Origin of the sequence: Enterobacter cloacae complex sp. Mu1197 (genome assembly GCF_040059225.1) — a bacterium.
Lineage (GTDB): Bacteria > Pseudomonadota > Gammaproteobacteria > Enterobacterales > Enterobacteriaceae > Enterobacter > Enterobacter quasiroggenkampii.
In genome coordinates this window covers 1,649,277-1,675,661 of record NZ_CP157375.1, presented here as the reverse complement: position 1 = coordinate 1,675,661, position 26,385 = coordinate 1,649,277, and the positions used below count along the sequence as shown (strand labels likewise).

Here is a 26,385-nt window from a genome sequence, read left to right as displayed (position 1 = left end):
AATTGCTGAATGTCGTTACACCCTGCAAAAGGAGAGAAGCATGAGAGCAATCGTTATTGGTGCGGGTATTGGCGGCCTGAGCGCCGCCGTCGCGCTCAAGAAAGCGGGCATCGACTGTACCGTGTTTGAAGCCGTAAAGGAGATCAGGCCCGTCGGGGCGGCCATCTCCATCTGGCCGAACGGCGTGAAATGCATGCAGCACCTCGGCATGGGCGACATCATCGAGACCTGGGGCGGGCCGATGCGTTTTATGGCCTATAAGGATTACCGGCGCGGCGATACCCTGACCCGCTTTAGCCTTGCCCCGCTGATTGAGCGTACCGGCGGGCGTCCCTGCCCCGTCTCGCGCGCTGAGCTTCAGCGCGAAATGCTGGACTTCTGGGGGCGCGACAAGGTGCAGTTCGGCAAGCGCGTCGAACGCGTCCATGAAGACGAGGCTGGCGTGAGCGTCACCTTCACCGATGGCAGCACAGCTGCCGGGGATTTCCTGATTGCCGCCGACGGCAGCCACTCGGCGGTTCGCCCGTACGTGCTGGGGTACACGCCGGAGCGCCGCTACGCGGGCTACGTGAACTGGAACGGGCTGGTGAAGATTGACGAGGAGATCGCCCCGGCGCACCAGTGGACCACCTTCGTTGGCGAAGGCAAACGGGTGTCGCTGATGCCCGTCTCCGGCGGACGCTTCTACTTCTTCTTTGACGTGCCGCTCCCTGCGGGTCTGGCGGAGGATCGCACTACCCTGCGCGCCGATCTCACGGGCTACTTCCGCGGCTGGGCACCGCCGGTGCAGACGCTTATCGCGGCGCTGGATCCTGAAACCACCAACCGCATTGAAATCCACGACATTGAGCCGTTCGACAGCCTGGTACGCGGCAACGTCGCGCTGCTGGGCGATGCCGGGCACAGCACCACGCCGGATATCGGCCAGGGCGGCTGCGCAGCGATGGAAGACGCCGTGGTGCTGGGGGAATGCCTGCGTGAAAACCACAACATCACGCTGGCGCTTCGGCAGTACGAGGCGCTGCGCTGCGACCGGGTGCGCGACCTGGTGCTGAAGGCGCGTAAGCGCTGCGACGTCACCCACGGCAAAGACATGGCGTTGACGCAGGCGTGGTATCAGGAGCTTCGCGAGGAGACCGGAGAGCGCATCATCAACGGTCTGTGCGAGACCATTCAGGGCGGCCCGTTAGGCTGAACGTAAGAGGGATAATGATGAAAAGAGAACCGACTCCACCCGCCCACTGTACGTTTGAGCCAGAGGACTGGCTGCGTCTGGCGAAATGCTGGCATCCGGTCGCGCGTGCCTGCGACGTCGGTCCGGCGCCGGTCAAAGCGACGCTACTGGATGAACAGCTGGTGATTTACCGCATTAACGACCAGGTCGTGGTCGCCCGTGACGTTTGCCCGCACCGCGGCGTGCCGCTGACGCTCGGCTTTCACGACGAGCACGGGATTATCTGCCCCTATCATGGCTTACGCTTTGGGGAGGACGGGCGCTGCAACCGTATTCCCTCCAGCCCCGACCAGCCTGTTCCGGCGAAGCTGAACCTGATTAACTACGCCGTGGAGGAGCGGTTCGGACTCATCTGGACCTGCCTGGCCTATGATCCGGAAAACCCCGCGCCGCTGCCCACCATGCCGCACTGGGATGACGACGGATTTCAGCAGATTAACTGCCCGGCATTTGAGGTCAACGGCTTTGCCGGACGTCAGGTAGAGGGTTTTCTGGACGTGGCGCACTTTGCCTGGATCCACACCGATACCTTTGCGGACCCCAATAACCCGCTGGTGCCCCACTATCAGCCGCAGGAGACGCCGTTTGGCTTCGTGGCGGATTACTGGAGCTCCGTGAGCAACTATCCCGCCAGCTCCCCCGTGCAGGCCCCAGAAGGCTTCCAGTGGTTGCGCCATTTTGAGATGCACCTGCCGTTCACCGCCACCCTGACGATTCATTTTCCGGGTGAATCGAGACTGGTCATTATGAACGCCGCATCGCCGGTGTCATCCCGCGTGACCCGCATGTTCGCCCCTATCGTCCGCAATTTTGACCTGCATATTCCGGTGGAAGATGTGCATGCCTTCAATCTGCGGATTTTTGAAGAGGACCGTCTGATGGTGGAAACCCAGCGTCCGGAAAGCCTGCCGCTGGACCTGACCCTGGAAGCGCATATCCCCGCAGATAAAAGCTCGATTGCCTACCGTCGGGGACTGAAGAAGATGGGCTTTGGCGAGTTTTTCCTGGTATGACGGAGGCCGATATGCTGAGCGTGATTGTTGACGGGTTGTGGCGAGAGGGCGACAAAAGCCTCGCCGTCAGGCTGGTGGCGGAAGACGGCGAAGCGCTGCCACCGTGGCAGCCCGGTGCGCACATTGATGTTCACCTGCCCTGCGGCGTGGTTCGCCAGTATTCCCTGACCGGAGCGTGTGGCGGTGAGAGCTACCTGATCTGCGTGGGGCGAGAAACCGCCTCGCGTGGCGGGTCGCGCTACGTTCACGAGACGCTGCGTCCCGGGCAGAAGCTGATGATATCGGCCCCGCGCAACCTGTTTCCGCTTCAGCAGGCAGAGCGGGTTTTGCTCCTGGCTGCGGGAATTGGCATAACGCCGCTGTATGCGATGGCTCTGCAGCTGAAGGCGACCGGAACGCCGTTCACGCTGCACTACTACGTCAGGAACCGGGAAAGCGCGGCGTTTACGCGCGAACTCTCGCTGTGCGATGAGTGCCTCATTCATACCGCCAGCCCGCGCACCGCGCTGGCGGAACATCTCCCCGCGGCCGAATCGGGCCTTCACGCCTGGATCTGCGGACCTGCGGGGTTTATGGAAAAAGTGCGTGAGGTCGCCACGGCAAAGGGATGGGATGACGCCCATCTTCACAGCGAGGCGTTTCAGCCCGTTGCGCCCGCCGCAGGCGGTGAAACCGGGGAGATCTTCACGGTCAAGCTGGCCTCCACCGGTGAGCACTGGCCGGTGCCTGCGGATAAAACCATCGCCCAGGTGCTGCAGGAAAATGGCGTGGCGGTCCCGCTTTCCTGTGAGATGGGGATCTGCGGAGCCTGCCTGACGCCGGTGATTGACGGCGTGGTGGATCACCGGGATAGCGTGCAGTCGGAGGCGGAAAAAAGCGCAACGGACCAGCAGGTGGCGCTGTGCTGCTCGCGGAGCCATTCCGGGGAGCTGGTGATTGGGCTGTAAACCGTCTGCACACGCTTTCTTGCCGGGTGGCGCTGCGCTTACCCGGCCTACAATCCGTAAAAATATCAATATATTGCACTATTCATTGTAGGCCCATGCAAGCGTAGCGCCGCCGGGCGAAACTTACAAATCGCGCTTTGCCAGCCCGTAAACGGGCTCGCTATCCTGCCACGCATAATCAATATGGCTGGCCTGCTCGCATGCCAACGCATCATCGCCATGCAATCGCGCCGCCAGGGTAAAGGCGAAATCAAACACTTTACCCAGCCCACGGCCGCTCAGCAGATTGCCGTCTTCGACAACGTCGGCATCAACGTAGATGCCATCGCTGACTGTTTTCCACAGATCGCCGGAACAGACATAGCGACGCCCCTTCAGCAGTTCATTGCCGCCCAGCACGCGGGCGGCGGCGGAACAAATCGGGCAGATATATTTGCCCGCGTCATCGTGGCGGCGGACGAAGGCAATGACCTCCGCGCTTTTCGCCAGGTTAACGCTGCCTTGCGGGCCGCCCGGTAACACCACGGCGTCAAAGGTCCGGTCGAGACTGGCCTGCAGAGTACTGTCCGCCACCATAGGGATGGCGTGATAGCTCACCACTTCGCGACTCTCGCCGCAGGCAATCGTCTGCACCGTAATATTCAGGCGGCGCAGGATATCGATAGTGACAATCGCTTCCCCCTCTTCAAAACCAGGGGCTAATAGCACGGCTACGCTTTTCATTTTGCTCTCCATTGCTTAAGGGTTACCAGTACGGGTGCCAAATCTGTCGCAGCCGCGCCAGCAGTTCAAGATAGAAATAGTCTCCCCAGCTACAGCATTGATCGACGCCCTTACCGCTGCCCATATGATAAACCGAGTGCTGCAGCAGCCCTTCGGTCGGATCGTCGTCGTGAGCAAGGTAGTTATCGGTCAGCGACAGCGCAATACGCAACGCCATCTCTTCATAATATGCACGGTTTGCGTCAAGCGTCGGCAGCGCCTTGACCAGCTCCAGCAGGCCACAGGCGGCAATCGCCGCCGCTGAACTGTCGCGCACGGCGTCAGTACCGAGCAGCGCCAGATCCCAGTGGCAAACATCATCTTCCGGCAGACGGTTGAGGAAGTAATGCGCCAGGCTGCGGGACAGCTCCACCATCTGCTTATCGCCGGTGTGCTGATAGCTGAGCAGAAAGCCGTAAATGCCCCATGCCTGGCCGCGCGACCAGCACGAGGTATCGCTGTAGCCCTGATGGGTGTTGCCAAAGCGCGGCTCACCCGTCTGCACATCCATATAGTAAGTGTGATAAGTCGAGGCATCTTCACGCACGATATAGTTCGCGGCCTGTCCGGCATGAGCCGTCGCCGCCTTCGCATAGCGCGGATCCCCGGTCTGTTCGCTGGCCCAGTACAGCAGCGGCAGGTTCATGTTGCAGTCGATGATCATTCTCCCCTGCTGCTCCGGGTCGTTTAAATCACCCCACGCCTGAATAATGTTGGCCGTCGGGTTAAAACGCTCCATCAGGCGCTCGGCTGCCAGCAGCGCCGACTGGCGAGCGGCCTCGTTGCCGGTGAGGCGCCATGCGCTGATGCAGGAGAGCGAATAGAGGAACCCGAGATCGTGCGTTGCGGTATCGATGCGCTGCTCAATACGCCGGGCGAACGACGGTAAATAGCGTTCGGCGGCTTCGCGATAATGCGCTTTGCCAGTCATCTCCCACGCCAGCCAGAGCTGGCCTGGCCAAAAGCTGGTGGTCCATTCCACGTTATCGGTGCGCGGCCAGACCCCCTTCTCACAGGCCTCACCGGGGAACTTATCGCCGAAGGCGACAATATTGTTGTCGAGCTTGCGCGTGACGCGGGCTAACGCCGCTTCCAGCTTCTGGCTCAGTGCCAGGCGATCGACCTGATGCAGTTCGATCGGCCGCAGCGCTTCGGTGATAACAGATTTGGTCATAACAACTCCTGAATTAATGTTTGGCCGGTTCAACCGGGGCGGTATCTAAAGCCGGAGCAAAGGATCGTGAGTCATCGCGCGTCGACTGGCAGCGCGACAGCGTAAAGGCGGAAATCAGCGTAAATACCAGGGCGCAGCTGCCCATCAGCAGATAGGTATGCTCAAAGCCAATCTTGTCGTACAGATAGCCGGCAGGTGGGGCGACCACAATCGAACCCACGTAAATCATCGCCTGGTAGCCCAGCAGGTACATCGTGGCGTTAACCCGACGATGGAAATGTTCGGCAATGTATTTGAAGACGGAGATGAGCAGCAGCGCGATCTCGACGCCATAAAACGGTTTGATGATGGAGATAACAATCGGGTCACTGGTCAGCCCGGAGGCGATCAGCCGTGCCCCGACCACGCAGCCGCAGAACAGCAGGCCGCGCTTAGCACCGTAGTGGTTCACCAGCCACGGGATAAACATCATCATCACGAACTCCATCCCCGACTGGACGGTACTCAGGTAGCCGTACCAGGCATTCCCCTGCTCTTTGGTGGCGAAGAACGAGACGAAGTAGCGCGGGAACTGCTGTTCGGCGATAAACATCATCCACGCCACCCCGGCGACATAGAGGCTGAACATCCAGAATTTGCGGTTTTTCAGGAGCATCAGCACATCGGCGAAGACGATCTTATTAGCGGAAATGACGCTGTTATTGCGCAGCTGCTCATCGCCGATTTTGAGGCTAATCAGCACCAGCAGCATCAGTACCGAGGTACCGCTGCTGAGGAGAAAGTTGGCCAGCGGGGTGACGTTAAACAAGAGCCCGGAGACCGACGCCGCCATCGCCCAGCCCAGTGACCCCCACATTCTGATGCGGCCAAACTCCAGCCCGTACAGGCGGCTAAAGCGGTCGGCGTAAGATTCAGACGCCGCCACGCCGGCGTACCAGCCCAGGCTCAGATACAGCGCGCCGATGATAATCCCCGCCATCGCATGGCTTTGCAGCAGCGGCTGGTAAACCAGCGCAAAAAACGGCGCCATCAGCGCAGAAATGGCGCAGACAAAATAGAGCAGCCACTTGCTCATGCCGATTTTGTCCATGATGTAGCCGTACACCGGCTTCAGGACCACCGCGAAGACGCCATTTATAGCGAACACGCTGCCGATGGTGACGCTATCGAGGCCCACTTTCTGGCTCAGCCACAGGGCGTAAAGGCCAAAGCTGGATGACCACGTGAAGAAGTAAAGGAAAATAAAGGTACTCATTTTGTACTGCGCGGCGCGTACGGACGATGATGTGCTCATAGCGATGCCTCCGGAGCCAGAAGGAGCGTCGTTTCTTGTCGTGCCGTCACGAAGCGTACCGCGTCATCGCTAATGAAGGCCTGCGGGCAGCGTTGCGGATCGAAGTCGGCGGCATTTCCCGCCCACACCGCGCTGATTAACACATGCGTACCGGGGTCGAGCTCGCCGCGCAGCACCGGCACCGCTGCGCGCTCGGCGAACAGCAGATTACTGTTTGGCGGCGTCAACACCGTCTCGCCGCGGCGAGCGTGCGGATGTAAACAGAAAATGGCTGAGACATCCCGGGCATTGCGTAGCCAGCAGGCGCCGTCACTCTCGTGTACCTGCGGCTGCGGGCGGTTTGCCAGGCTAAAGCCGCCTTCCGCGCAGTCCAGCGCGCGTCGGGTATTGATACGATGGACGCGCAGCTGCCAGTCGCCCAGCGCCAGCAGCCAGCTATCAATCACCACGTCGTGCCACGGCAGCCAGCGGCTATAAATAGTGCCGTCAGTGGTGACCACGTGCTGACATTCGCGACGGCCACGCCAGTAGTTGTCCTTTTCGGCCAGCAGCAGCATCGAATCGGACGCGGCATGGTTCAGGCCGTAGCGGCCGCGTTCGATGGTGAAGCCAAAGCGGGTGGAATAGGCAAATTTGCAGTATTTCGCTTCGGTGTTCACGAAGTTGTTCAGCTCCAGCTGGCCGGACGTCAGCATCCACAGGTGGTCGGCCTGATGTACCACCACCTGATCCGCGTGGGCTATCGTGTGCTGCGCGGGCAACGGCGGCAGCGGCAGCTCAGCCGCCTGCCAGAAGGCATCGCCCTCATCTAATGCCAGCACCAGCAGGGTCTTCAGGCCCCAGTACGGCGACCCCGGCGCGTTGTAGTCTTCCGCCATCGCCAGGTTCGGATAGCTGTAACCGACGCTCAGTATGCCGTCGCGGTCGAATATCGGCTGCTTCAGCCACCAGCGCAGATGACGCAGGACGATCCCCTTCATCACGCCGGGCGAAAAGACTTCCAGCCCGGCGAAGGCCGCCGCACTCCAGAACGCCGCCTCGGCAAAGCGGTAGGTCAGGCTACGGCCAAACGGGATCGCCGCGCCGTCTTCGGCAAAGAAATGGATGAAGTCAGAGGAGAAACGCGCGGCCCGATCGCGCAGCGTTGCACAGCGCTTCGGATCGACCCCGGCCATGAGCTTCGTGTAAATCAGGCCATAGAAATGGAAGCCCATCGAGATGTAATAGTCGCGCGGCCGTCCCGGACCATCGGAATACCAGCCATCGCCGAGGTAGTAGTGCTCCATGGCAGCAAAATGATCTTCCAGCGCCTGCGGGTTGGTCGGCATACCGCAATAATGGAAGCCGACCTGCACCAGAATCGGGAAGAAGTGCCAGTTGTTATCGGGGATTTCCTGGGTCTCGCACTGCTTTAGCCAGCGCCATAAATGCTCTTTCTCCGTCTCAGTGAAGTGTGCCAGTACGGTTTCACCCGCCAGCGCCAGCAGCAGCCCGTAGGCCGCCATTTCGACGATTCGCTGATCGTAAGGCCCGACATCGCCCCAGTAATCGGCATGCTGCGGATCGGTGCCGTTTTTTATCGCCTGTAAATAGAATGAGAAGTGCTGCGGCTCGCTGCCGCCAGCCAACAGCGGCGTCACGCCCCACAGCAGGCGGGAAAACGTTTCCATGCTCGCCACCTGCTGACCGTAGTGAGCGGTAAAGTTCGCTAAATCAATGCGGCTGGCGTCTTTTTTAAACCAGGGCGCCACCGCGTTCAGCATGTCGTTGACCAGCCGTAGCACCTCTTCCCGGCTTGTCAGTGGATTATCCAGATGAATATTTTCAGGTTGCACAGGGTCCTCCCGCATTACACGAGGGTAGAGATAAGTTATTGTTATTAGGCTTTTTTAAAGCCACGAGTGCGACGTCTGAATGAAGAGTAACTGCTTTTATTCCTGGCGCTGAGTGAGCAGACTCACAAAATTAAACCGCCATTTCATTTTTTCTGGATTTTGTCGAACGCGAGGGGGATAAATTACAAATGATGGCCTAAAAATTTAAATCTGTTGTTCTGGAGGTAATATGGGTGAAACGCAACTACTGGAACGCATTACGCTCGATCGGCAGGCCATTTCTTTTAACCGCATGTACACCACCAGCGCGATTTACTACCACTGGCATCAATGCGTTGAATTGCTCTATATCTCCAGCGGCTACGGCATCGTGGTGGTGGATAACCAGCACTACACCGCCCGTCCGGGGCGACTCTTTATCTTCCCGCCCTTCCGTTTGCACAAAGTGCAGGTCGATCATAGCGATAAGAACCTCTATCACCGCACGACGATGCACATTGAGCAATCGGTCGTCGAAAGTGCGCTCGGCGCCTTCCCGCGCCATCAGGCCCGGTTCGCCGCGCTGGCCGCCAGCAATCTGCCAGCACAGATTTACGATCTCAGCACTCACGCGGCATTTATTGAGAGGATTCTTGAACAATTTCAGCGCCTGGAGGGCAACGAGCAGACAGAGGCCTGCGAGGTGGCCTTTCTGATGATGCAGCTCATGACGTTTCTGCCCGAGCAGCCGCAGCCCTACCCGCCGCGCCAGCAGACCGTCGCCTCGCGGATTATGAGCTGGGTCGAAGCCCACTATGCCAGCAAGTTTTCGCTCGACCAGTTAGCCCACGACCTGGGGCTTTCACGCAGCTATACCTCACGCATTTTCCGCCAGCAGACCGGCGGTACCATCCACGAATATTTGCTGACCCGGCGAATAAAAAGCAGCTGCGAGCTGTTACGGTACAGCGATGAGCCTGTTGACGCTATTGCCCTGGCAGTCGGGTTTAGCGAGGTGACCTATTTCATTACCTGCTTTAAAAAGATGATGCGTCAGACGCCACTGCAGTATCGGCGCAGTATCCGCTGCACCAGGATTCCCTCTCAGGGCGATTTTGGACAGGTTTGCTGAACCTCCAGCCTGGCCGGGGGTTTTATGCACAAAAAAAAACCCAGGTCCATAACGACCTGGGTTTCGAATTTGGCGGAAGCGTAGAGATTCGAACTCTAGAACCCTTTCGGGTCGCCGGTTTTCAAGACCGGTGCCTTCAACCGCTCGGCCACGCTTCCAAAGTGAGGCGCACTATAAACATCTATTAGCGCCTTGTAAAGCAGGAATTTTTCTATTTTTCCCCACACGCGTTTGACTGCGCAAAAAGTCACCCGCGCGCTGACCTTACGTCACTCTCCACGACCTTGTACATACCGTAACATAGCAACGCTCATCCTTTTAAATCGCTCTGGTATAGAATGCCACAAAAATAGACGGTCATTTGTAGTGTAATTGTTATAAATCTGAATTCCCGCAGATTTTAGACATTACTGCCATGCAGTTTTACGGGTTGATGATGAAAATCAAGAATACGCTTTGCTTACATATCCTGATGGCAACCCTGGCCATTTTGTTCCTTTGTATTCACCCGCTGGTGACGAGCTTCGATCCACCGCTCGCCTTCCAGCCGCTGATTAAATCAATGGCGGGCACGCCTAAAGAACAAGCGGAAAAAATTGCCACTATTTCTCATGCCTTAGAAGGGCATGCGATATTCTTCATTGGTGCGTCTGAGGTAGCGACCTCAGAAGATGAACATTACGCTGTCTATAATTATTTTAATAAGCAATTACACAAACCCGTCGTGGCGTATGGCGATGCGTTTGTTGATGACGAAACGCAGTTTTTACTGTTCTCACGTTTTAAAAATAGCCTTAACGCAAACAGTAAAGTTGTTTTGCTTCTGGCACCCGACAGCTTTTACTCAAAAGGTCTGCCACCTGCTATCTACGCCGATAATTTCCCGGGCTCTATTTTTAATCCTTTGATGAAGGATCCGCAGGCGCGACCAATATTAGTCAATTATTTAAAACATATTGATAGTAAAGAAATAAGCCATTTAACCTTTGGTCAAATGCGTGTCTTTGGCTGGCACCCCGATCTGATATGGGACGAGGTGAGTTTCCAGTTTGCCAACGTCTGCACCATGATAAAAAACGACTGGCTGGCGCTGCTCAACGTTATGCCCCGGACGGTACAGCCGTGGCCGCCGCAGCCAACCACCCATATAGCCCCAGACTGGGATAAAGAGCTGGCGAATGCCCGCGAGTTAAATAAAAAACGCCAGCAGAGCGCGGCCACCCTGTGGATGGACAAAACGATTTACGAGGAGGACGGTACGCGGCAGCAGTGGGATGACACGCCGGTCGTACCTGCGCAAATCGCCGCGTTCAGAAAAACCGTCCAGCTGCTGAAAGACCGTCACGTGCAGGTGATTGCTATCGTCGACCCGGTTAACCCCTGGGCGCTTTACAATACCGATACCTTCCGCCCGGTTGATAAGCAAATTCAAACCATTCTGGAAGCGAACCAGATCCCCTATTTAGATATGTACGCCATGCCTTATCAGAATGGCTGGAACTGGGATCGTTTGCACCCTTCCGAGCTGGCCTGGGTTCCTATGATTCGCTTTATTGCACAGAGCTTTAAATAATGAAAATCGCGATCCGTCTTTTTTTCCTTTATCTCCTGCTGGCGATCACCATCGTCGCGTGGACCTCTGTCGATGACAGCATGAGTATGCAGCTGCATTTTGAATATCAAAAGTTCTGAGGCCGAATGATGTATAGCTCAGGCATGTTTTTTGTCTATTTATTTTCATCCGCCCTGGCGTTTGCGCTGGTCAATCGCGTATTACGTCATCGCCTGACGTATTTATCGGCGTTATCCGTCCTCGCCGCATTAGGCTGGGGCTATATTTTTCAGGGTGATTACCGTGTTCCCGCGGTCGTTTTTTTCAGTTTTTACCTTGTCGCCACGTTAAAAGAAAAAGGATGGTTAAAAACATGGCAGGCGATTGTGTTAACGCTGCTGCCTTTATTTTTGGTGAAATTGCACCTTAATCATCATCTCGGCATGATCGGCCTCTCTTTTATGACGTTCCGCGCGGTGGACGTGCTGCTCTATCGCAGTAAAAAAGAAGGGCAGAATTTCCTGCATTATTTCTGCTATCTGTTTATGCCCTTTATTATTCTGGCGGGCCCAATGTATCGCTGGCGGACATGGATGAGCGACGTCAGTAAGCCCGTCTTTGCCCTTAACCGCGAACAGTTTTTAGTGGCGCTGGAGCAAATCATTACCGGCATTGTCCAGAAGTTCCTGTTTGCCATGCTGGTTGATTCACTTGTCGTGCAGCCCTGGAGCCATAAGCCGTTTACGCTGACCGTGGGCGTGGTGATGTCGATTGCCTATAGCGCCTACCTCTACTTTGATTTTGCGGGCTACAGCAATATGGCCATCGGTGCGGGCCGCCTGTTTGGGTTGAATATTCCGGCAAACTTCAATATGCCGCTTCTGGCAAAGAATCCGCAGGACTTCTGGCGCCGCTTCCACATTAGCCTGTCTGAATGGCTGCGCGATGTGGTCTTTATGCCCGTTTATATGAACCTGATGAAGTTCAACTTTTTCCGTCAGAACAAAACGCTGGCGCAAAATATCGGTATTTTTTGCACCCTGTTTTGCATGGGGGCATGGAATGGCCTGGAACGCCATTACGTCATCAGCGGCGCGCTGTTTGGCGCCATTTCTGTCGCTCACAACATGCTGCTGTGGTCAGCCAAACGCAGCCCGGCGTTACACCGCGGGTTGCAGTATCCGGCTGTTGCGTTTTTGGGACGCATTCTGACGCTGGGAAGCGCCGCGGGCTCCCTTTACATCTTTAGTGGAATGTCACCTCTATGAAAAATCACTCCGATCTTCAGGAACTGCAGGATTTCTTGCGTGCGGCATTATACGATCCCGCCTCCCCGCAGCAGCTGGCCATCAGCGGCAGCGACGAAGCCTTAAGCTGGCTGCAGCTTTCCGCTGCCGTGACGGACTGGGCTCAGCGCTATCAGGGTTGCCAGCCTGTTGCCGGTACGCCGGTCGTCTTGTACGGACACCAGCAGGCCGAGTTCGCCGTGGCGATTTATAGCTGCCTGCTGCACAACATTCCGTACATTCCGGTGGACTGCATTTACCCGCAGGAGCGCCTGCGGGAGATCTGCCATCTGGCCAGCGCCCCTTACTATTATGACGTCGCGACCCGGCAGTTCATCGCCACGGGTGAACCGGGCAAAGTGCTGGAGGAGCAGGATCTGGCCTATATCATGTTTACCTCAGGCAGCACCGGCAAGCCTAAAGGGGTGCAGATTGGGCGTGAAAGCGTGTGGCACTTCATGAAATGGGTCAGCCAGGACTTTTCGCTGCCGGAAAAACCGGTCCTGATGAACCACGCGGTGTTCAGTTTTGACCTCTCCCTGATCCCTTTGCTGGCGAATCTGGCGATGGGTGGACACATCGTGCTGAACGCCAAAGAGGATATTCAGAAAGAGAACTGGCTGGAGCGACTGAAAAGCAACGCCGTCTCCGCCTGGGTTTCCACCCCCTCTTTCGCGTATCAGCAGCTACTTTCCCCACAGTTCAACACCGAGTATTTGCCTGCGCTGAGCGTCTTCATCTTCATTGGTGAAGTGTTGAATAAAGCGCTGGTCAAACAACTGCGCCGCCGTTTCCCGCAGGCCAAAATTATTAACTCCTATGGCCCAACGGAAGCGACCATCGCAACAACCGTCGTCGAGATCACGGATGCGATCCTGAACAGCGACAGCGCCGTGCTGCCGGTGGGGGTCATGATGCCTGAGAGCAGAATGGAAATTTCCGCTGAAGGCGAGCTGATCATCTGGGGAAAAAACGTCATGCGCGGCTATCTCGGCCTGCCGCAGGAGAACGCGGCGAAATTACTTCGTCGGGAAAATGAGGCGTTTCGCGGCTACCGGACCGGCGATCTGGGTTATGAAGCGGGGCTCATCTACTGTCAGGGCCGCAACGACAGCCAGGTCAAACTGAATGGCTACCGTATTGAAATTAACGAGATCGAAAACCGCCTGCTGGCGATGTCCGGCATTAACGAAGCGGTGGTTCTGCCGCTGATGAAATCCTGCGGCAGCGTGCTGCGCATTGCCGCGTTCTGCGTGACGGAGCTGGCGCCGGATACCATCAAAAACTCGCTGTCGAAGGTGGTTCCCCACTATATGGTGCCATCACAAATTATCGTAAAAGACGCTTTGCCGCTGAATCCTAACGGCAAAATTGACCGTAAGCTGCTGGACGCTTACGCCCGCACAAATTAATGACCCCAGGAAAAATTATGGAACAAGAAATTCTCGCCCTGTTCGAAAAAGTGTTATCCCGCAAGGTGGGCTTTCACGATGAACTGATTGAATCCGACATTCTCGACTCCATCCTGGCGGTCGATATGGTTCTGGAAGTGCAGGACGTTTACAGCTGCATGATCCCGCCGACAGACGTAGCGACGGTGCTGAAAACCCCGGCGGACCTGGCCCGCTATATTGAAGAAAACCGCTAAACGCCCCTGCTGTTAATCCTGTCCTGAAGGCTCTGGCGCATCGCGCCAGAGCCCAGACGCAAAATGAATATCCATCACCGGAATTAAACCAACCGCTTTTGTGATTTCTCCTACACTTTAGGGGTCGTGTTGTTCTTAACAGAGGAGTCTGCGGTATGGCATTCGTAACCACGAAAGACGGCGTCAATATTTACTACAAAGACTGGGGCCCAAAAGAGGCCCAGCCCATTGTCTTCCACCACGGCTGGCCGTTGAGTGCCGATGACTGGGATAACCAGATGCTCTTCTTCCTTGCAGAAGGCTATCGCGTTATCGCTATCGATCGCCGCGGACATGGACGATCGGACCAGGTGAGTGAAGGCCACGATATGGATCATTATGCGGCCGATGCGTCAGCCGTGGTTGAAAGCCTGGATCTGCACAATGCCGTGCACGTCGGCCACTCCACCGGCGGCGGCCAGGTCGCCCGCTATGTTGCGCGGTATGGACAACCACAGGGGCGCGTCGCCAAAGCGGTGCTCGTGAGCGCCGTCCCGCCTCTGATGGTCAAAACGGAGACGAATCCCGGCGGAACGCCCATCGAGGTCTTCGACGGCTTCCGCAAAGCGCTGGCGGCTAACCGCGCCCAGTTTTATCTCGACGTTGCCAGCGGTCCTTTCTACGGTTTTAATCGCGATGGCGCCGAGGTTTCGCAGGGTACGATCCAGAACTGGTGGCGACAGGGTATGATCGGAAGCGCCAAAGCCCACTATGAGGGGATTAAGGCGTTTTCAGAGACCGACCAGACGGAAGATTTGAAAACCATCACGGTTCCCGTTCTGGTGTTGCAGGGCGATGACGATCAGGTTGTACCGTATAAAAATGCCGCCCTTCTCCAGGACAAGCTGCTGGCGAACAGCGTGCTGAAAATTTATCCGGGCTTCCCGCACGGGATGCATACCACCCATGCGGATACTATCAACGCGGACATTCTGGCTTTTATTCGCTCATAACGCTGCGTTTCTTGCCGGGTGGCGCTGCGCTTACCCGGCCTACATTCCGCTACGATATTCCATTCAATGCATGAACGCCACCCGAGGGTGGCGTTGTTTATTCTGCTTAGCGATTATCCAGCTGGGCGCGAACGTTGTTCAGCCCGGTGGTGTTGATGCGGTAAGGCTGCCCGTTCACGGATCGGATCAGCTTTTTGGCGCGGAGTTTTTTGAAGACGTTCAGCGTGCAGTCGCTCAGCACCAGCCCTTCACGGGTATAGCACTCAACGGACGTGACGCGGCCAGAACTGTCGCGGACGTGCACAATACGTCCACCTTTGGCGAGAACGTGTAAGGTACGTTGTTCCTGACGGGATAAATTCATACTGGAAAACCTGTGTAATCATCATGCGTAAAAACGAGCCCACACCCGCAGGTGCGTGCGTAAGGTTTAAGCGCAGCGATAACCAGTCCGTCCTGAAAAGGGCGGGAAGCTGATTATCTGATGAAAACATTCTCCAGCATCAAAGCCTCGGTAAGCGATGAAAAGATATTTACGGGGTGAATGATAACGCCTGTTTTTTACGGGGAAATATCGGAACCTGAAAAGTGTGACCTGAATCATTCAATCCAAAAGAAAACCCCCAGGTTAACAAGTAACCTGGGGTTTATATCTGGCGGAAGCGCAGAGATTCGAACTCTGGAACCCTTTCGGGTCGCCGGTTTTCAAGACCGGTGCCTTCAACCGCTCGGCCACACTTCCTGAGTGAGGCGAACTATAAACACCTCACCGCGTGCTGTAAAGAGTGCCAGCAATCGTTCGCTGTAAAAATAGTCAAAACGTGTTTAATCGGTTGAACTGACAACACATCGACGATTTTATCAGCACAGGCCTAGTGTTTTTTGATGTACATGTCTTTCGTGTAATAGTACCCCAGCTTATCCGGCGTAAATCCGCCCACCCACGGTTTAACCAGGTGCGTACGAACGTAGTGATAAACCGGAATGGCGGGCACATCGCGTCCCAGCAGATCTTCCGCCTGCTGGTAGAACTTACCCCGCTCTTCCGTTGTTTTGGCTTTTGCGGCATTCACCAGCGCCTGGTCATATTCCGGATTGCTGTACTGGCTGGTGTTTTCGCTGTCGCCGGTGCGGAAGTTGTTCAGGAAGGTCGCCGCATCGTCGTAGTCGGCAATCCAGGCGTAACGCACCGCGTCAAAGTTGTGGGTGTGCATGGTATCCAGCATGGTTTTCCACTCCTGATTTTGCAGCTTCGCCTCCACGCCGAGGTTTTTCTTCCACATAGAGCTGGCCGCAATCGCGATACGCTGGTGCGATTCAGAAGTGTTATAGAGCAGGTTGAAGCTCAGAGGGTGGCTTTCGTTGTACCCGGCCTCGTTGAGCAGTTTTTTCGCCTCAGCGATGCGCTTGTCCTGCGGCCAACTGGCGTAGTCTGGATTCTGAAGCTTAACGCCGCCGATATCCGGCTGGCTGATGAGCCACGCCGGGCGTTGCCCCTGCCCTAATACTTTTCCGGCAATGATGTCTTTATCGAGCGCCATGTTCAGCGCCTTGCGCACGCGGGCGTCGTTGAACGGCGGCCGGGTGGTATTGAATTCGTAGTAGTAGGTCGCCAGCTGCGGAGAGACATCGAGCTGGCTGCCCAGGGTTTTCTTGAGCTGAGCGAACTGGTTGATCGGCACCGTGTAGACAATATCAATTTCGCCCGCTTTATAGCGGTTCACATCCGCGGCCTCGGAGGTGATAGGCAGATAGATGACCTTATTAATCACGGTATGCGCGTTATCCCAGTAGCGCGGGTTACGCTCCGCCACGATGCGTTCGTTGACCACCCACTGGGATAGCTTATAGGCCCCACTGGTGACGATATGTTCAGGCTTGGTCCACTTGTCGCCAAAGCGGCCAATCAGCACTTTATCCACCGGCACCAGCGACGGGTGCGCCAGCATCGCGAGGAATGCCGCATTAGGCTGCGTCAATGTCACTTCCAGCGTGGTGTCGTTAATGGCTTTCACGCCCAGCGTATCGGGCGCTTTTTTCCCCTGGGCGATATCCGCACCATTTACAATGTGCATGTTGCCTGGATAGCTGGCATACGGTGAAGCGGTTTTAGGATCAACCAGACGCTGCCAGCTCCAGACCACATCTTCCGCGGTAATCGCAGTGCCGTCGCTCCAGGTAATGCCTGGACGCAAATGGAACGTCCAGACGGTGTTGTCCTTGTTCTCCCATTTTTCCGCCAGCCGTGGCTGAACTTCACCCGACGGGGAAACGCTGACCAGCCCGTCGAATAAATCACTGATAATATTGAATTCGACGTCGCTTTCGACTTTATGCGGGTCGAGCGAAGCGGGCTCATTACCGTTGTTCCTGACCAGTTCCTGCTTATCGGCCAGCTGCATACCTGCCGGCACGTTAGCCGCCCAGGCTGCCGTGCTGGCGCACAGGATCCCGGCGGTAAGTAAAGAGAGCGTAAAGCGCGTGCGTGTTTGTGGTTTCATTTCCTTCGCCTTATTGTCTGTTTTTGTGACGATCCGGAAATAACTCTTAGCGGCCTTATGGTAATAACGCAATAATTTTCAGTAACCTATAAGAGGTTGATCTGATTAATCGCGTCAAACCGCTGTTCATACTGGTGAAACGTATTTATGCAGAAGAAACAACCAGCTCCCGCGCTAACCTGCTGAGTAAAGATGGGTAAAACCACTTTGAGAGTGGCGCGCCGTTTCCTATTCTTTCCGTTAATTACATCTGTCATAAGAGAGTGACTCATGGATCGTATAATTACTTCCTCACGCGACCGCACATCGCTACTCAGCACCCACAAGGTGCTGCGCAATACCTATTTCATGCTAAGCCTGACGCTGGCGTTTTCCGCGATCACCGCCACCGCCAGCACCGTGCTGATGCTGCCGTCTCCGGGGCTGATCCTGACCCTGGTGGGTATGTATGGTTTGATGTTCCTGACCTACAAAACCGCTGACAAACCGGTCGGTATTCTGTCCGCGTTTGCCTTCACCGGCTTCCTGGGCTACATCCTGGGACCGATGCTGAACGCGTATCTGTCTGCCGGTATGGGTGACCTTATCGGTATGGCGCTGGGCGGTACTGCACTGGTGTTCTTCTGCTGCTCGGCCTACGTGCTGACCACCCGTAAGGACATGTCCTTCCTCGGCGGCATGCTGATGGCGGGTGTTGTGGTGGTGCTGGTGGGTATGGTGGCCAACATCTTCCTGCAACTGCCTGCCCTGCATCTGGCGATCAGCGCCGTGTTTATTCTAATTTCTTCCGGCGCGATCCTGTTTGAAACCAGCAACATCATTCGCGGCGGTGAAACGAACTATATTCGCGCCACCGTGAGCCTGTATGTGTCGCTGTACAACATCTTCGTCAGCCTGCTGAGCATCCTGGGCTTCGCCAGCCGCGATTAAGCACAACGGATATGAAAAAGGAGAATGCCCCGGCATTCTCCTTTTTTTTATGCCCTACTCACCCCGGCAAATGTAGGTGGGATAGCGCCGGTCCTGAATCAGCCACACGGAAGGCGAGAGTTCAGAGATGGTGAGATAGTAGCGTGCGGTCGGACTGGCAAAGCTCCCCCACTGGGCGTCGGGTGTATTGTCGTTGTGTCGACGCCAGGTTTCGGTGTAGCTCAACACAATGACGTTATCATCGTCCCGCTGCTGCCAGGTAAAATCCACGTCCCTGTCAACGATCAGATTTTGCCCGTCAGCCCTTGCCGCGCCTTTATAGGTGGTCACTCCGGTACCGTCCCGATGAAAATAGAACTGGGCAACGGTATTGACCTTCACTTCGCTGGATTTTCCCTCATTGCGCGTAAAGTTAAATTCGGTGCTGCAGGCCAGCACATCCTTTTTAAACACACAGCCGGAATAGTAAAACAGCGCCAGGGCACTGCCGACCAATGCACCACCCAGCCCAAAAAGAAGTTTTATTTTCATTTTTGTGCCCCGCTTTTATAACGGATGGTTTTGCACAGGCTGGATTGACTGACCGGGCAGGCGCCAATGAACACCTCATCTGCGGCGGCAATAGAAAAACGGGCGCTGAAATAATAAATGTCGTACTCCTCACGTTCGCACGCCACGTTATTGGCCGCCAGCTGCGCCGCTAATTTCGATAACACCAGCGGTCTACCGTGATCGTTGATAATCCAGAGACGACAACGCGCGATTTTCTCCTTAACCGGCATGAGTTTCGCCGGAACGAATATCCCCTGCTGCCGGCTAAAGTAGAAGCTCGCCCCCAATGCAGCAATAATCAATACGGCCGTCATCCCCCACCGTTTCAGGGAAGCGCGTTGTGGCTTTTCCACTTTCGCTGCAGACGGAGGCTGCGGTTCGGCGGGTTGAATACGCTCTCCGGGCTGAAAAATCACATCGGCCTCAAAACGAAACCCATAACGGGGTACGGTTACGATAAATTCGTACCCCTCTCCCAGTGCCTGGAAGCTTTTACGTAATTCGCTCACCGCTTTATTGAGATTATTTCCCGATGGCGTAAAGCCAAACTCCTCCCACACGCGGGTAATCAATTCCTCCCGACTCAGGTCGTGCCCTTTGTGCTTAATAAATTCCTGTAAAAGGCGAACGGCGGGGGCCGAAAGCGTTAATACAGATTCCGGTTGCCCAACAAGACTTATTGCATGTGCTTCAGGATCAAATAACAACGAATTATTGCATATAAAAAACATCTTTTATTCTCGGCTGTTACCGCATGCTTTTTAATCCCTGGTACATCGAGATGAAAACCCCCTCCTGACTTGCTTATTTTTTCATCAGAAGGAATTTTCTCTCCATCCCTGGTCGCGGTATTTTCGCTTAACTATACAACCTTAAAGCCAGAAAATCAGGATAAAAAACTGTATATAACGAGTTAATTAATACAAATTTTCACAAGCCGCTGTTCTGGTTAAAGTTTCCCTGCCCTGAAGCGATACGAAAGCAGACGGTGTCCTGGTGTTAACGCGCCGCCTTTAAACTCAGAGCAGGCAGACTTGATCGTGAAACAGAAAAAAAGAGTGAGCGTCACAACCGCCTTTTATGTCGCCGCGCTGTCATTGCCATTTTTCCCGGAAATGGCACTGGCCAATATGAGCGTGTATCCCATGGAACTTAACGTGGATAAGTCCGGTGCGGCGCAAATTAAGGTGGCGTCAAAAACGGATGATATTCAGTTCATTCGGGTGAGGCAAAAGAAAATTCTTAATCCCGGCACGGCCCTGGAAAAAGAGATTGATGTGGCGTCGTGGAAAGAGGGTGGCGTTGTTGTCACGCCGGAAAAATTCGCCCTTGCGGCAGGCGCAATGCGCGTGGTTCGCCTGGTATCGCTTACGCCCCCGGAAAAAGAGACGACCTGGCGCGTCTATTTTGAAGGGGTCAAGCAGCCTGACAGCATTATTCCGGGCAAGGCAGAAAGCCCTGCTGCGACGGCAAGACTGGGCGTCAATGTAATCTGGGGCGCCCTGATCCATCTCGCACCGGAAAAAAGCGTGGTTTCGCTGTCGATTGACCCTCAGAGGGGAACGTTAAAAAACAACGGCACGTTGCGCGTGCCGCTCAGAGAGATCGGTATTTGTGATGCGGATTCGTCGTGCAGATGGATTAAAGAAGACGCGACGATTTATCCGGATACCGAACGGAAATTAAAGACGCTCGCGAAGGCACAAGGCCAGAAATATAAATTCCGCTACTTCAACTGGCTGAATAAAACCGCTGAAGAAGCTGATTTACCCGTCGTGCAATAACACGACGTTACCGTAAAGACCCCAAAGGGTTTGTTTAAAGAGCCAGGGTGCTCATTTGTAAATATGGAGATATCAATGCGTAAGTATTTTAAACCTCTGATGATTGTTGCCGCGATGACCACGTCCGTTAACGCGCTGGCGATTCAAAAAGATATTACCGTCAACGCCAGCGTTGATTCACAGCTGGATATGACCCAGGCCGATAACACGCCGCTGCCGGCAAGCATCGATATGCAGTACCTGCCTGGCCGTGGCCTGGAAAGCTACCGCCTGAATACCAAGGTGTGGTCTAACTCCGCGACCAGCAACGTAAAAGTCCGTCTGGTAAGCGCCGCGAAGCTGGCGAATGCCGACGGTGCTGAGACCATCCCAATGACGGTGATTCTGGGTGATAAAACCCTCTCTACCGCAGATGTGGAATATACAGGCGCCGAACTGTTCCCGGGGAGCATTGAAAACGGTTCTGCGGTACTGCCGCTGACCATTTCCCAGACCACCAAAGGCATTCTGAAAACCGGTCAGTACAGCGGCGTTGTCAGCCTGATGCTGACGCAGGCGACGACCACGGAAGGCGGTGCGTAACACCACAGCACCTAAGGAATAACGTCAGAGGGTGCTCACCCTCTGACGTCAGGATGATGTCGAGGCTCGTTCATGGCGTTTCACAGAAATACCCTCCTCTTTGTTGCTTTGTTACCCGCTTCAATCCAACTCGCCTGCGCAGGGATGGCCGTCCCGCCAGGTTTTGAAGACCTGGCGAAGACGCAGCGCCTGTGGACAGAGGTGAACCTCTACGGCGAGGCGCTTGGCCTTTTTGAAACGGATATCACGCTTGAAACGGTCAGCTTTGTCGCACCTGAAACCGTGGTAGCGGCCATCAAACGCCGGTTTAATGACGACCCATCCCTCGTTGCCACCGTGTCTGCCGCGCTGGCCGTTCCGCTTGCCCGTAACGGCAACCTGGCCTGCAGCAGCAACGGCTCCGCAACGGGCTGTGATTACATCAATACCGACCGCGCGGCCATTATTTATGACGAGAATAACGCCCGCATTAACCTGTTCCTGGACAAGAAATTTCTGCCTAAGCAGACGGCAGAGAATCAATGGTATCAGCCCACTCAGGGCACCGAAAATGCGCTGATCCATCAGCAGAACATTAACTTCGTTGCCGACAGGGATTATCAGTCGGCAACCGTGCAGGGCAACGGCGCGCTGGCGCTCACCCAGGACGGCTATGTGAATCTCGACTGGGCCTGGCTGGGGCAGCGTTCACGGCACCAGCAGCAGCAGGAGGTCACCGTCAACAACGCCTGGTTCCGCCAGGATATCCTGCGTCAGTACTATGTCCAGTTAGGTGAGATGGATACCCGCGATCTGTTCAGTAACGCTGGCGGAAATATCAACCTCAGCCAGCTGCCGCTGGGCAAAATTCGCGGCCTGCGCACAGGTTCAACACGGGCATGGATGAACCCGGTTCAGCAGTCGAAGGGAACCCCTGTTACCGTGCTGCTTTCCCATGACGCGCGTATCGATGCCCGCCGTGGAAATCAGCTGCTGGCGAGCTTTTATCTGAATGCCGGGGCGCAAACCCTGGACACGCGTTCGTTCCCGGACGGGAGCTACACCGTGACGCTCTCCATCTATGAAAATAACCGGCTGACGCGCACCGAGCAGGTGCCGTTTACCCGAACCGGCATTACGCCATTTGACCGCGTCGAGTGGTTCCTGCAGGCGGGCGAAACCGACAACAGCGATCAAAACGAAGAACGCCGCGCGGTTGCGCAGGCGGGCGTTCGTCTGCCCGTGACCCCGACGCTGGCGCTGACCAGCGGCGCAACGTTCAAGAAAAACCAGCGTTTCCTGGAGAACGCGCTCGACTGGAGCCTGGGCTTCAACGCGGGCCCGATCGATGGCGTGCTGAGTACCCGGTTTAGCTACCTCTACGGCAGCGAAGGCCAGCGCGGCAATATTCAGCAAATCAGCTACAACGACGGTTTTTCTTTGAGCGTCTATCGCAACGCGTTGTCCGCTGAAAACTGCAACACCCAAAGCGCGGGATTTGACGCCGTGAACGGCTGTTATCGCACCCTCTCGGTGATGTTCTCCGTCCCGGTCGGCGCCTGGTATGCAAGCCTGGGGTATTCGGATAACCGCAACGAAGGCCGGTACGTTTCACGCCGGGAGCTGCCGGACAGTGACGATCGCCACGATGCGGGTCTGCCGTGGGAATCAGTCTATATGACCCGCTCGCGCACGCGGGCCTGGCAGGGTGGCCTGAGCAATGCCTTCAGCACCCATGGCCTGAACATTAACAGCAGCATTAACCTGTTCATGCGTAACGATGACGCCCGCGACGGCAGGGATAAAGGCGGCTACCTGAGCGTGAGCCTGTCCATGGCGCATAACCGTCAGGGCGATGCCTCAAGCTACACCTCTCTGGGCGCGACATGGCAGCATCAGCAGCGTGAAAAAAACCAGCTTAGCTACAGCGTGGCGCATAACTGGTATGCCGATGCCCGCGGTGAAAATGAGTATGGCCTCAGCGCGTCGGGCATTAATAGCGACTCGCTGAATACCTCAGCCTATACGCGCCAGGGCGGACGATATGGCAACGGAAGCCTGACCGTCAGCGACGCCAGGGATCGTCAGGATCGTCGCCATACGCTAAGCAGCAGCGGCAACTACAGCTCAACGCTCGCGCTGTCCCGCTCTGGCCTGTGGCTGGGCCGCTGGAGCGACGGTCGCCCTGCTTCCGCCGTCGCGGTGAACGTGGCGACGCCGGAAGATGCTCAGGATCCGCGCGTCGCCGTGTCGCTGGATAACAGCGGGAGCGCAGACATTCCGGGCAACAGCCGCGCGCTTTTCGCGGTACCGGGCTATCAGCAGACGACGTTGACGATTAACGAATCGCTGGACGTCTCCCGGGGAGCCAGCAGTGAAATCACGCAAGGGTCAGGCAGCAGAACGCTGTTTATGGTGCCAGGCAAACTGCTGCGCCGGGACGTGCAAACGACCGCAAGCTACACCTGGCTTGGCCAGTTAACCGACGAGCACCATTCGCCGTTTATCGGCGGCGTGCCGCTGAACGTGAACGGCTGGAGTGACCTTGGCAACGGCGGGTTTAGCGCGCAAAGCGACGCCCTGCTGCATAACCTCTACCTGGTGCGTCAGCAGCAATTTTATCAGTGTGCGCTGAACGTGAAGAGTATGCGCGACGTCGTGCGTTACGTCGGTTCGATTCCCTGTAAGGAATTAACTTTCTCCGCCCTGCCGGATGCCGTCCAGCAGCAGGCGCAGCTGATGCTGGCCGGACGGTCGGTCCCTGCTGGCCCGACTGCCATGAACACCGATAGCCTCACTAAAGGGAAATGATGTGATTAAACGCCTCTTTATTTTACTGCTGTTAAGCCTGTGGGCTGGCCAGACGCTGGCGGGCGCCCCCGCGGGACGAAACTCCAGCGTTGGGATCAGCTTCGATCGTATGGCACCGCCTGCGCGTTTTGACATCTGGTTTCATGAATCGGGTGGTTATGACCCCGCCGATCCTCAAAAGTGGGGACGTAACACCCTGACCTGTGAGTCCCGGACTGACACCACGAACGGCGCCTGCATGAACGCCCCGGTCTGGTTCTCGGCGAACCCGGCCGCGCCTTATGCCATCAACTTGCGTTTTACGCATGCCCTCACCAGCAAGACGGTGGATATCAAGGTGTATGGCGATCACTACATGTTTATCAACAATAAAGTGTTTACTTTCGCCAGCTTCGTGACAGGAGGAACGGTCGACGTCTCAGCCTGGAACAGAGAGCCCTACTTCGATTTCTATATCGTAAAAAGTGAACTGGATAAGCTCGCCCTGCCGGGGATCTGGACCGCCACGCTGAAGCAGAACCTGCGCCAGTGGGGAAGCGCCGACTGCGGCGGGAACTTCAATGACGTGAATGTCGGCTGTCCTGGTTATCTCACCATCGCCAAATGGCAGGCGAATATTCGCATTGAGGTGGTCGATCCAGGTAATCAGCAGATCTATCTGCCGGCCTTTCCGCACTCCACGCCCATCGTTAACCTCAACCTGACCAACTTCCCGGGGCGCCCCGGGGGGAGCGAGATCCGGGGGGAAAACACGCTGGATATGTGCCTGTACGACGGCAAAAACAGCACCAGCACCCGCGCCTATCTGCGCTTTGAGGATGACGGACTTCCCTCAGAGGGGCGTGCCGAAGGGGCGTTTTCTATCCGGCGGCGCGGTGGAAGCCAGACCGATGCGCGGGATCGTCTCGACTATCAGGTCTCCGTCACCCATCCCGTCACAGGCGCAACCGAAACGGTCGCGAACGGTAAAACCGTGGTCTGGCAGGGCACGAACGATCCGCAGTATCTGCGTCAGGTCGTGCTGCCGGGCGGACGCGAGAGCGTACTGTGCATTCCTGCGCCGATTATCCTGAAAACGCCCGCGTTTGCCGCCAGCAGCAAAAACGCGGGCGACTATACCGGCACGCTGCGCGTTATCTATACGCCCAGCACGTTATAACGAGGTCACCGTGAGTTACGCCATTCTCGACAATAATCGATTTTACGCCGAAGGACTGCGCTATGCGCTGCTGCGTCGGGGCGTTCAGTTAGAGGTCCAGAGCGATACCGTACAATGGCAGCCAACGCTGCTTACCCGCCGCGTGGTCGTTGTCCGCTGTCGCTTTTCCGTTGCGGGTACGCATCAGGCGCTGATCAACATTTTGCTCAGGCTGGAAGCCGCCCGCTGGAAAGGCAGCCTTTATCTGGTCTGCAACGAAAAGGGGTGGGCGCTGGCGACGCATTTACGCAAGCGTTTCAGTACGCTAACGCTTTATATCATCGACGACAGGATCGCCGTTGCCGATGCGGCGTATTTGCTGGCAAAAGAGCCACGTCGCGTTCGAAGCCTGGACTGCTGCCTGACCGTTCCTGAATTCAACGTGCTCGATCTGATGCTGACCGGGTTGCCGGTCCGCCACATTGCCATCGTGACGCACATGTCGGAGAAACAGGTTTCAACCCATAAATGCAACGCGCTGAAGAAGCTCAATGCCAACAACCTGCTTCAGCTGCTCCTGTAGGTCACGGTTTATCCTGGGCCCGCTTTTTTGCTACACTGTCGCCGATTTTTCACCTACGACAGAAGATTATGTTCATTTTTGCAGGCCAGGAAATTGAGACCGATAGCGAAGGCTATCTGAAAGATACGACGCTCTGGAGCGAACCGCTGGCGGAGAAAATTGCGGAAAACGAAGGGATTACCCTCTCCCCCGAACACTGGGAAGTGGTGCGTTTTGTCCGCGAGTTCTACCTTGAATTCAACACCTCTCCGGCCATCCGCATGCTGGTCAAGGCGATGGCCAATAAGTTCGGTGAAGAGAAAGGCAACAGCCGCTATCTCTATCGTCTGTTCCCGAAAGGCCCGGCAAAACAGGCCACCAAAATTGCCGGCCTGCCTAAACCGGTGAAGTGCATTTAGTAGCGAATACCGAAGTTAACGTACTCCCGGCCGGGTTGATGCGGTTCCGTTAGCACCTTATCAACCCGCGCGCTGCGCGGCCCGCCCGCTTTCAGCCACGCCACCAGCTTGTCGACCTGCTCCGCTTCGCCGCAGGCGACCACCTCAACGCTGCCGTCATCCATGTTGCGCGCGTATCCCGTTAGCCCAAGCTGAATGGCCTCGCGCTGAGTGCTGTAGCGGAACCCGACGCCCTGAACAACGCCGTGAACCCAGGCAATAGTACAGACTTTAGACATT

General features: G+C 56.1%; 25 protein-coding genes and 2 tRNA genes. 16 read left to right on the top strand and 11 right to left on the bottom strand.

Annotated features, from left to right (window positions below):
- Positions 1–40: 40 nt before the first annotated feature.
- From hpxO to ABFV38_RS07835, 3 genes are read left to right on the top strand one after another with little or no spacing between them, the layout of a single operon-like run.
- On the top strand, positions 41–1,195 hold the full coding sequence (hpxO, locus tag ABFV38_RS07845; protein ID WP_348959039.1) for an FAD-dependent urate hydroxylase HpxO: 1,155 nt from the start codon (positions 41–43) through the stop codon (positions 1,193–1,195).
- A 14-nt stretch (positions 1,196–1,209) separates the two neighbouring features.
- Positions 1,210–2,247 (top strand): molybdenum cofactor-independent xanthine hydroxylase subunit HpxD, encoded by a 1,038-nt coding sequence (gene hpxD / locus ABFV38_RS07840; RefSeq protein WP_348959037.1) that lies wholly within the window; start codon positions 1,210–1,212, stop codon positions 2,245–2,247.
- A gap of 11 nt (positions 2,248–2,258) precedes the next feature.
- Positions 2,259–3,194, top strand: a complete 936-nt coding sequence (locus ABFV38_RS07835) for a PDR/VanB family oxidoreductase (protein ID WP_348959036.1) — start codon at positions 2,259–2,261, stop codon at positions 3,192–3,194.
- Positions 3,195–3,317: 123 nt separating this feature from the next.
- Here the strand turns inward: ABFV38_RS07835 and ABFV38_RS07830 are convergent, their stop codons facing one another.
- Genes ABFV38_RS07830 through ABFV38_RS07815 form a run of 4 tightly spaced genes read right to left on the bottom strand, consistent with a single transcriptional unit; the run spans position 3,318 to position 8,259 of the window.
- Positions 3,318–3,917 carry a DJ-1/PfpI family protein gene (locus tag ABFV38_RS07830; protein WP_348959035.1) on the bottom strand — a complete coding sequence of 200 codons (600 nt, stop codon included), beginning with the start codon at positions 3,915–3,917 and terminating at the stop codon, positions 3,318–3,320.
- A 22-nt stretch (positions 3,918–3,939) separates the two neighbouring features.
- Positions 3,940–5,130 carry a glycoside hydrolase family 88 protein gene (locus ABFV38_RS07825; RefSeq protein WP_334762597.1) on the bottom strand — a complete coding sequence of 397 codons (1,191 nt, stop codon included), beginning with the start codon at positions 5,128–5,130 and terminating at the stop codon, positions 3,940–3,942.
- A 13-nt stretch (positions 5,131–5,143) separates the two neighbouring features.
- Entirely contained in the window at positions 5,144–6,424 is a 1,281-nt protein-coding gene (locus ABFV38_RS07820) for an oligosaccharide MFS transporter (RefSeq protein ID WP_063621329.1), read from the bottom strand.
- On the bottom strand, positions 6,421–8,259 hold the full coding sequence (locus ABFV38_RS07815) for a DUF2264 domain-containing protein (protein WP_348959033.1): 1,839 nt from the start codon (positions 8,257–8,259) through the stop codon (positions 6,421–6,423). The genes ABFV38_RS07820 and ABFV38_RS07815 overlap by 4 nt, the downstream gene beginning before the upstream one ends.
- A gap of 229 nt (positions 8,260–8,488) precedes the next feature.
- On the opposite strand from ABFV38_RS07815, the gene ABFV38_RS07810 reads away from it, so the two are divergent.
- Positions 8,489–9,370, top strand: a complete 882-nt coding sequence (locus ABFV38_RS07810; protein WP_348959032.1) for an AraC family transcriptional regulator — start codon at positions 8,489–8,491, stop codon at positions 9,368–9,370.
- 70 nt (positions 9,371–9,440) lie between these two features.
- Here ABFV38_RS07810 and ABFV38_RS07805 read toward each other — a convergent pair.
- Positions 9,441–9,528, bottom strand: a tRNA-Ser gene (locus ABFV38_RS07805).
- A 278-nt stretch (positions 9,529–9,806) separates the two neighbouring features.
- On the opposite strand from ABFV38_RS07805, the gene ABFV38_RS07800 reads away from it, so the two are divergent.
- From ABFV38_RS07800 to ABFV38_RS07780, 5 genes are all read left to right on the top strand, one after another.
- Positions 9,807–10,943, top strand: a complete 1,137-nt coding sequence (locus tag ABFV38_RS07800) for a D-alanyl-lipoteichoic acid biosynthesis protein DltD (RefSeq protein ID WP_348959406.1) — start codon at positions 9,807–9,809, stop codon at positions 10,941–10,943.
- Positions 10,944–11,071: 128 nt separating this feature from the next.
- Positions 11,072–12,190 carry an MBOAT family O-acyltransferase gene (locus ABFV38_RS07795; protein WP_048222390.1) on the top strand — a complete coding sequence of 373 codons (1,119 nt, stop codon included), beginning with the start codon at positions 11,072–11,074 and terminating at the stop codon, positions 12,188–12,190.
- Entirely contained in the window at positions 12,187–13,620 is a 1,434-nt protein-coding gene (locus ABFV38_RS07790) for an AMP-binding protein (protein ID WP_348959030.1), read from the top strand. The genes ABFV38_RS07795 and ABFV38_RS07790 overlap by 4 nt, the downstream gene beginning before the upstream one ends.
- A 17-nt stretch (positions 13,621–13,637) precedes the next feature.
- Positions 13,638–13,856: an acyl carrier protein gene (locus ABFV38_RS07785; RefSeq protein ID WP_348959029.1), complete on the top strand. Its 219-nt coding sequence runs from the start codon at positions 13,638–13,640 to the stop codon at positions 13,854–13,856.
- Positions 13,857–14,011: 155 nt separating this feature from the next.
- A complete protein-coding gene (locus tag ABFV38_RS07780; protein WP_045908349.1) occupies positions 14,012–14,848 on the top strand; it encodes an alpha/beta hydrolase in 837 nt (278 codons plus the stop codon).
- A gap of 106 nt (positions 14,849–14,954) precedes the next feature.
- Here the strand turns inward: ABFV38_RS07780 and ABFV38_RS07775 are convergent, their stop codons facing one another.
- The 3 genes from ABFV38_RS07775 to ABFV38_RS07765 form a co-directional block, all read right to left on the bottom strand.
- On the bottom strand, positions 14,955–15,212 hold the full coding sequence (locus ABFV38_RS07775; RefSeq protein WP_008499869.1) for a YjhX family toxin: 258 nt from the start codon (positions 15,210–15,212) through the stop codon (positions 14,955–14,957).
- Positions 15,213–15,502: 290 nt separating this feature from the next.
- Positions 15,503–15,590: transfer RNA gene (locus ABFV38_RS07770), tRNA-Ser, on the bottom strand.
- Positions 15,591–15,720: 130 nt separating this feature from the next.
- Entirely contained in the window at positions 15,721–17,349 is a 1,629-nt protein-coding gene (locus tag ABFV38_RS07765) for an ABC transporter substrate-binding protein (protein WP_348959027.1), read from the bottom strand.
- A 270-nt stretch (positions 17,350–17,619) separates the two neighbouring features.
- Here ABFV38_RS07765 and yccA point away from each other — a divergent pair, with 270 nt between their 5' ends.
- Positions 17,620–18,279: an FtsH protease modulator YccA gene (yccA, locus tag ABFV38_RS07760; protein WP_023335168.1), complete on the top strand. Its 660-nt coding sequence runs from the start codon at positions 17,620–17,622 to the stop codon at positions 18,277–18,279.
- 54 nt (positions 18,280–18,333) lie between these two features.
- Here the strand turns inward: yccA and ABFV38_RS07755 are convergent, their stop codons facing one another.
- Both ABFV38_RS07755 and ABFV38_RS07750 read right to left on the bottom strand, forming a co-directional pair.
- Positions 18,334–18,810: a hypothetical protein gene (locus ABFV38_RS07755; RefSeq protein WP_069719488.1), complete on the bottom strand. Its 477-nt coding sequence runs from the start codon at positions 18,808–18,810 to the stop codon at positions 18,334–18,336.
- Positions 18,807–19,562, bottom strand: coding sequence for a winged helix-turn-helix domain-containing protein (locus tag ABFV38_RS07750; RefSeq protein WP_048222379.1), 756 nt, complete (start codon positions 19,560–19,562; stop codon positions 18,807–18,809). The genes ABFV38_RS07755 and ABFV38_RS07750 overlap by 4 nt, the downstream gene beginning before the upstream one ends.
- Before the next feature lie 309 nt (positions 19,563–19,871).
- On the opposite strand from ABFV38_RS07750, the gene ABFV38_RS07745 reads away from it, so the two are divergent.
- From ABFV38_RS07745 to tusE, 6 genes are all read left to right on the top strand, one after another.
- Positions 19,872–20,615 (top strand): fimbrial protein, encoded by a 744-nt coding sequence (locus ABFV38_RS07745; protein WP_048027623.1) that lies wholly within the window; start codon positions 19,872–19,874, stop codon positions 20,613–20,615.
- A 75-nt stretch (positions 20,616–20,690) separates the two neighbouring features.
- Positions 20,691–21,197 (top strand): CS1 type fimbrial major subunit, encoded by a 507-nt coding sequence (locus ABFV38_RS07740; protein WP_045908356.1) that lies wholly within the window; start codon positions 20,691–20,693, stop codon positions 21,195–21,197.
- Positions 21,198–21,269: 72 nt separating this feature from the next.
- Positions 21,270–23,987, top strand: a complete 2,718-nt coding sequence (locus ABFV38_RS07735; protein ID WP_348959024.1) for a TcfC E-set like domain-containing protein — start codon at positions 21,270–21,272, stop codon at positions 23,985–23,987.
- Position 23,988: 1 nt separating this feature from the next.
- The gene (locus ABFV38_RS07730; RefSeq protein ID WP_348959023.1) at positions 23,989–25,146 is read left to right on the top strand and encodes a CfaE/CblD family pilus tip adhesin; all 1,158 of its coding nucleotides are present in this window, start codon (positions 23,989–23,991) and stop codon (positions 25,144–25,146) included.
- A gap of 10 nt (positions 25,147–25,156) precedes the next feature.
- Positions 25,157–25,708 (top strand): LuxR C-terminal-related transcriptional regulator, encoded by a 552-nt coding sequence (locus ABFV38_RS07725; protein WP_348959021.1) that lies wholly within the window; start codon positions 25,157–25,159, stop codon positions 25,706–25,708.
- Between the two features lie 68 nt (positions 25,709–25,776).
- Positions 25,777–26,106 (top strand): sulfurtransferase TusE, encoded by a 330-nt coding sequence (tusE, locus tag ABFV38_RS07720; protein ID WP_008499913.1) that lies wholly within the window; start codon positions 25,777–25,779, stop codon positions 26,104–26,106.
- Here tusE and yccX read toward each other — a convergent pair.
- A complete protein-coding gene (gene yccX / locus ABFV38_RS07715) occupies positions 26,103–26,384 on the bottom strand; it encodes an acylphosphatase (protein ID WP_348959020.1) in 282 nt (93 codons plus the stop codon). The genes tusE and yccX overlap by 4 nt on opposite strands.
- Position 26,385 lies beyond the last annotated feature (1 nt).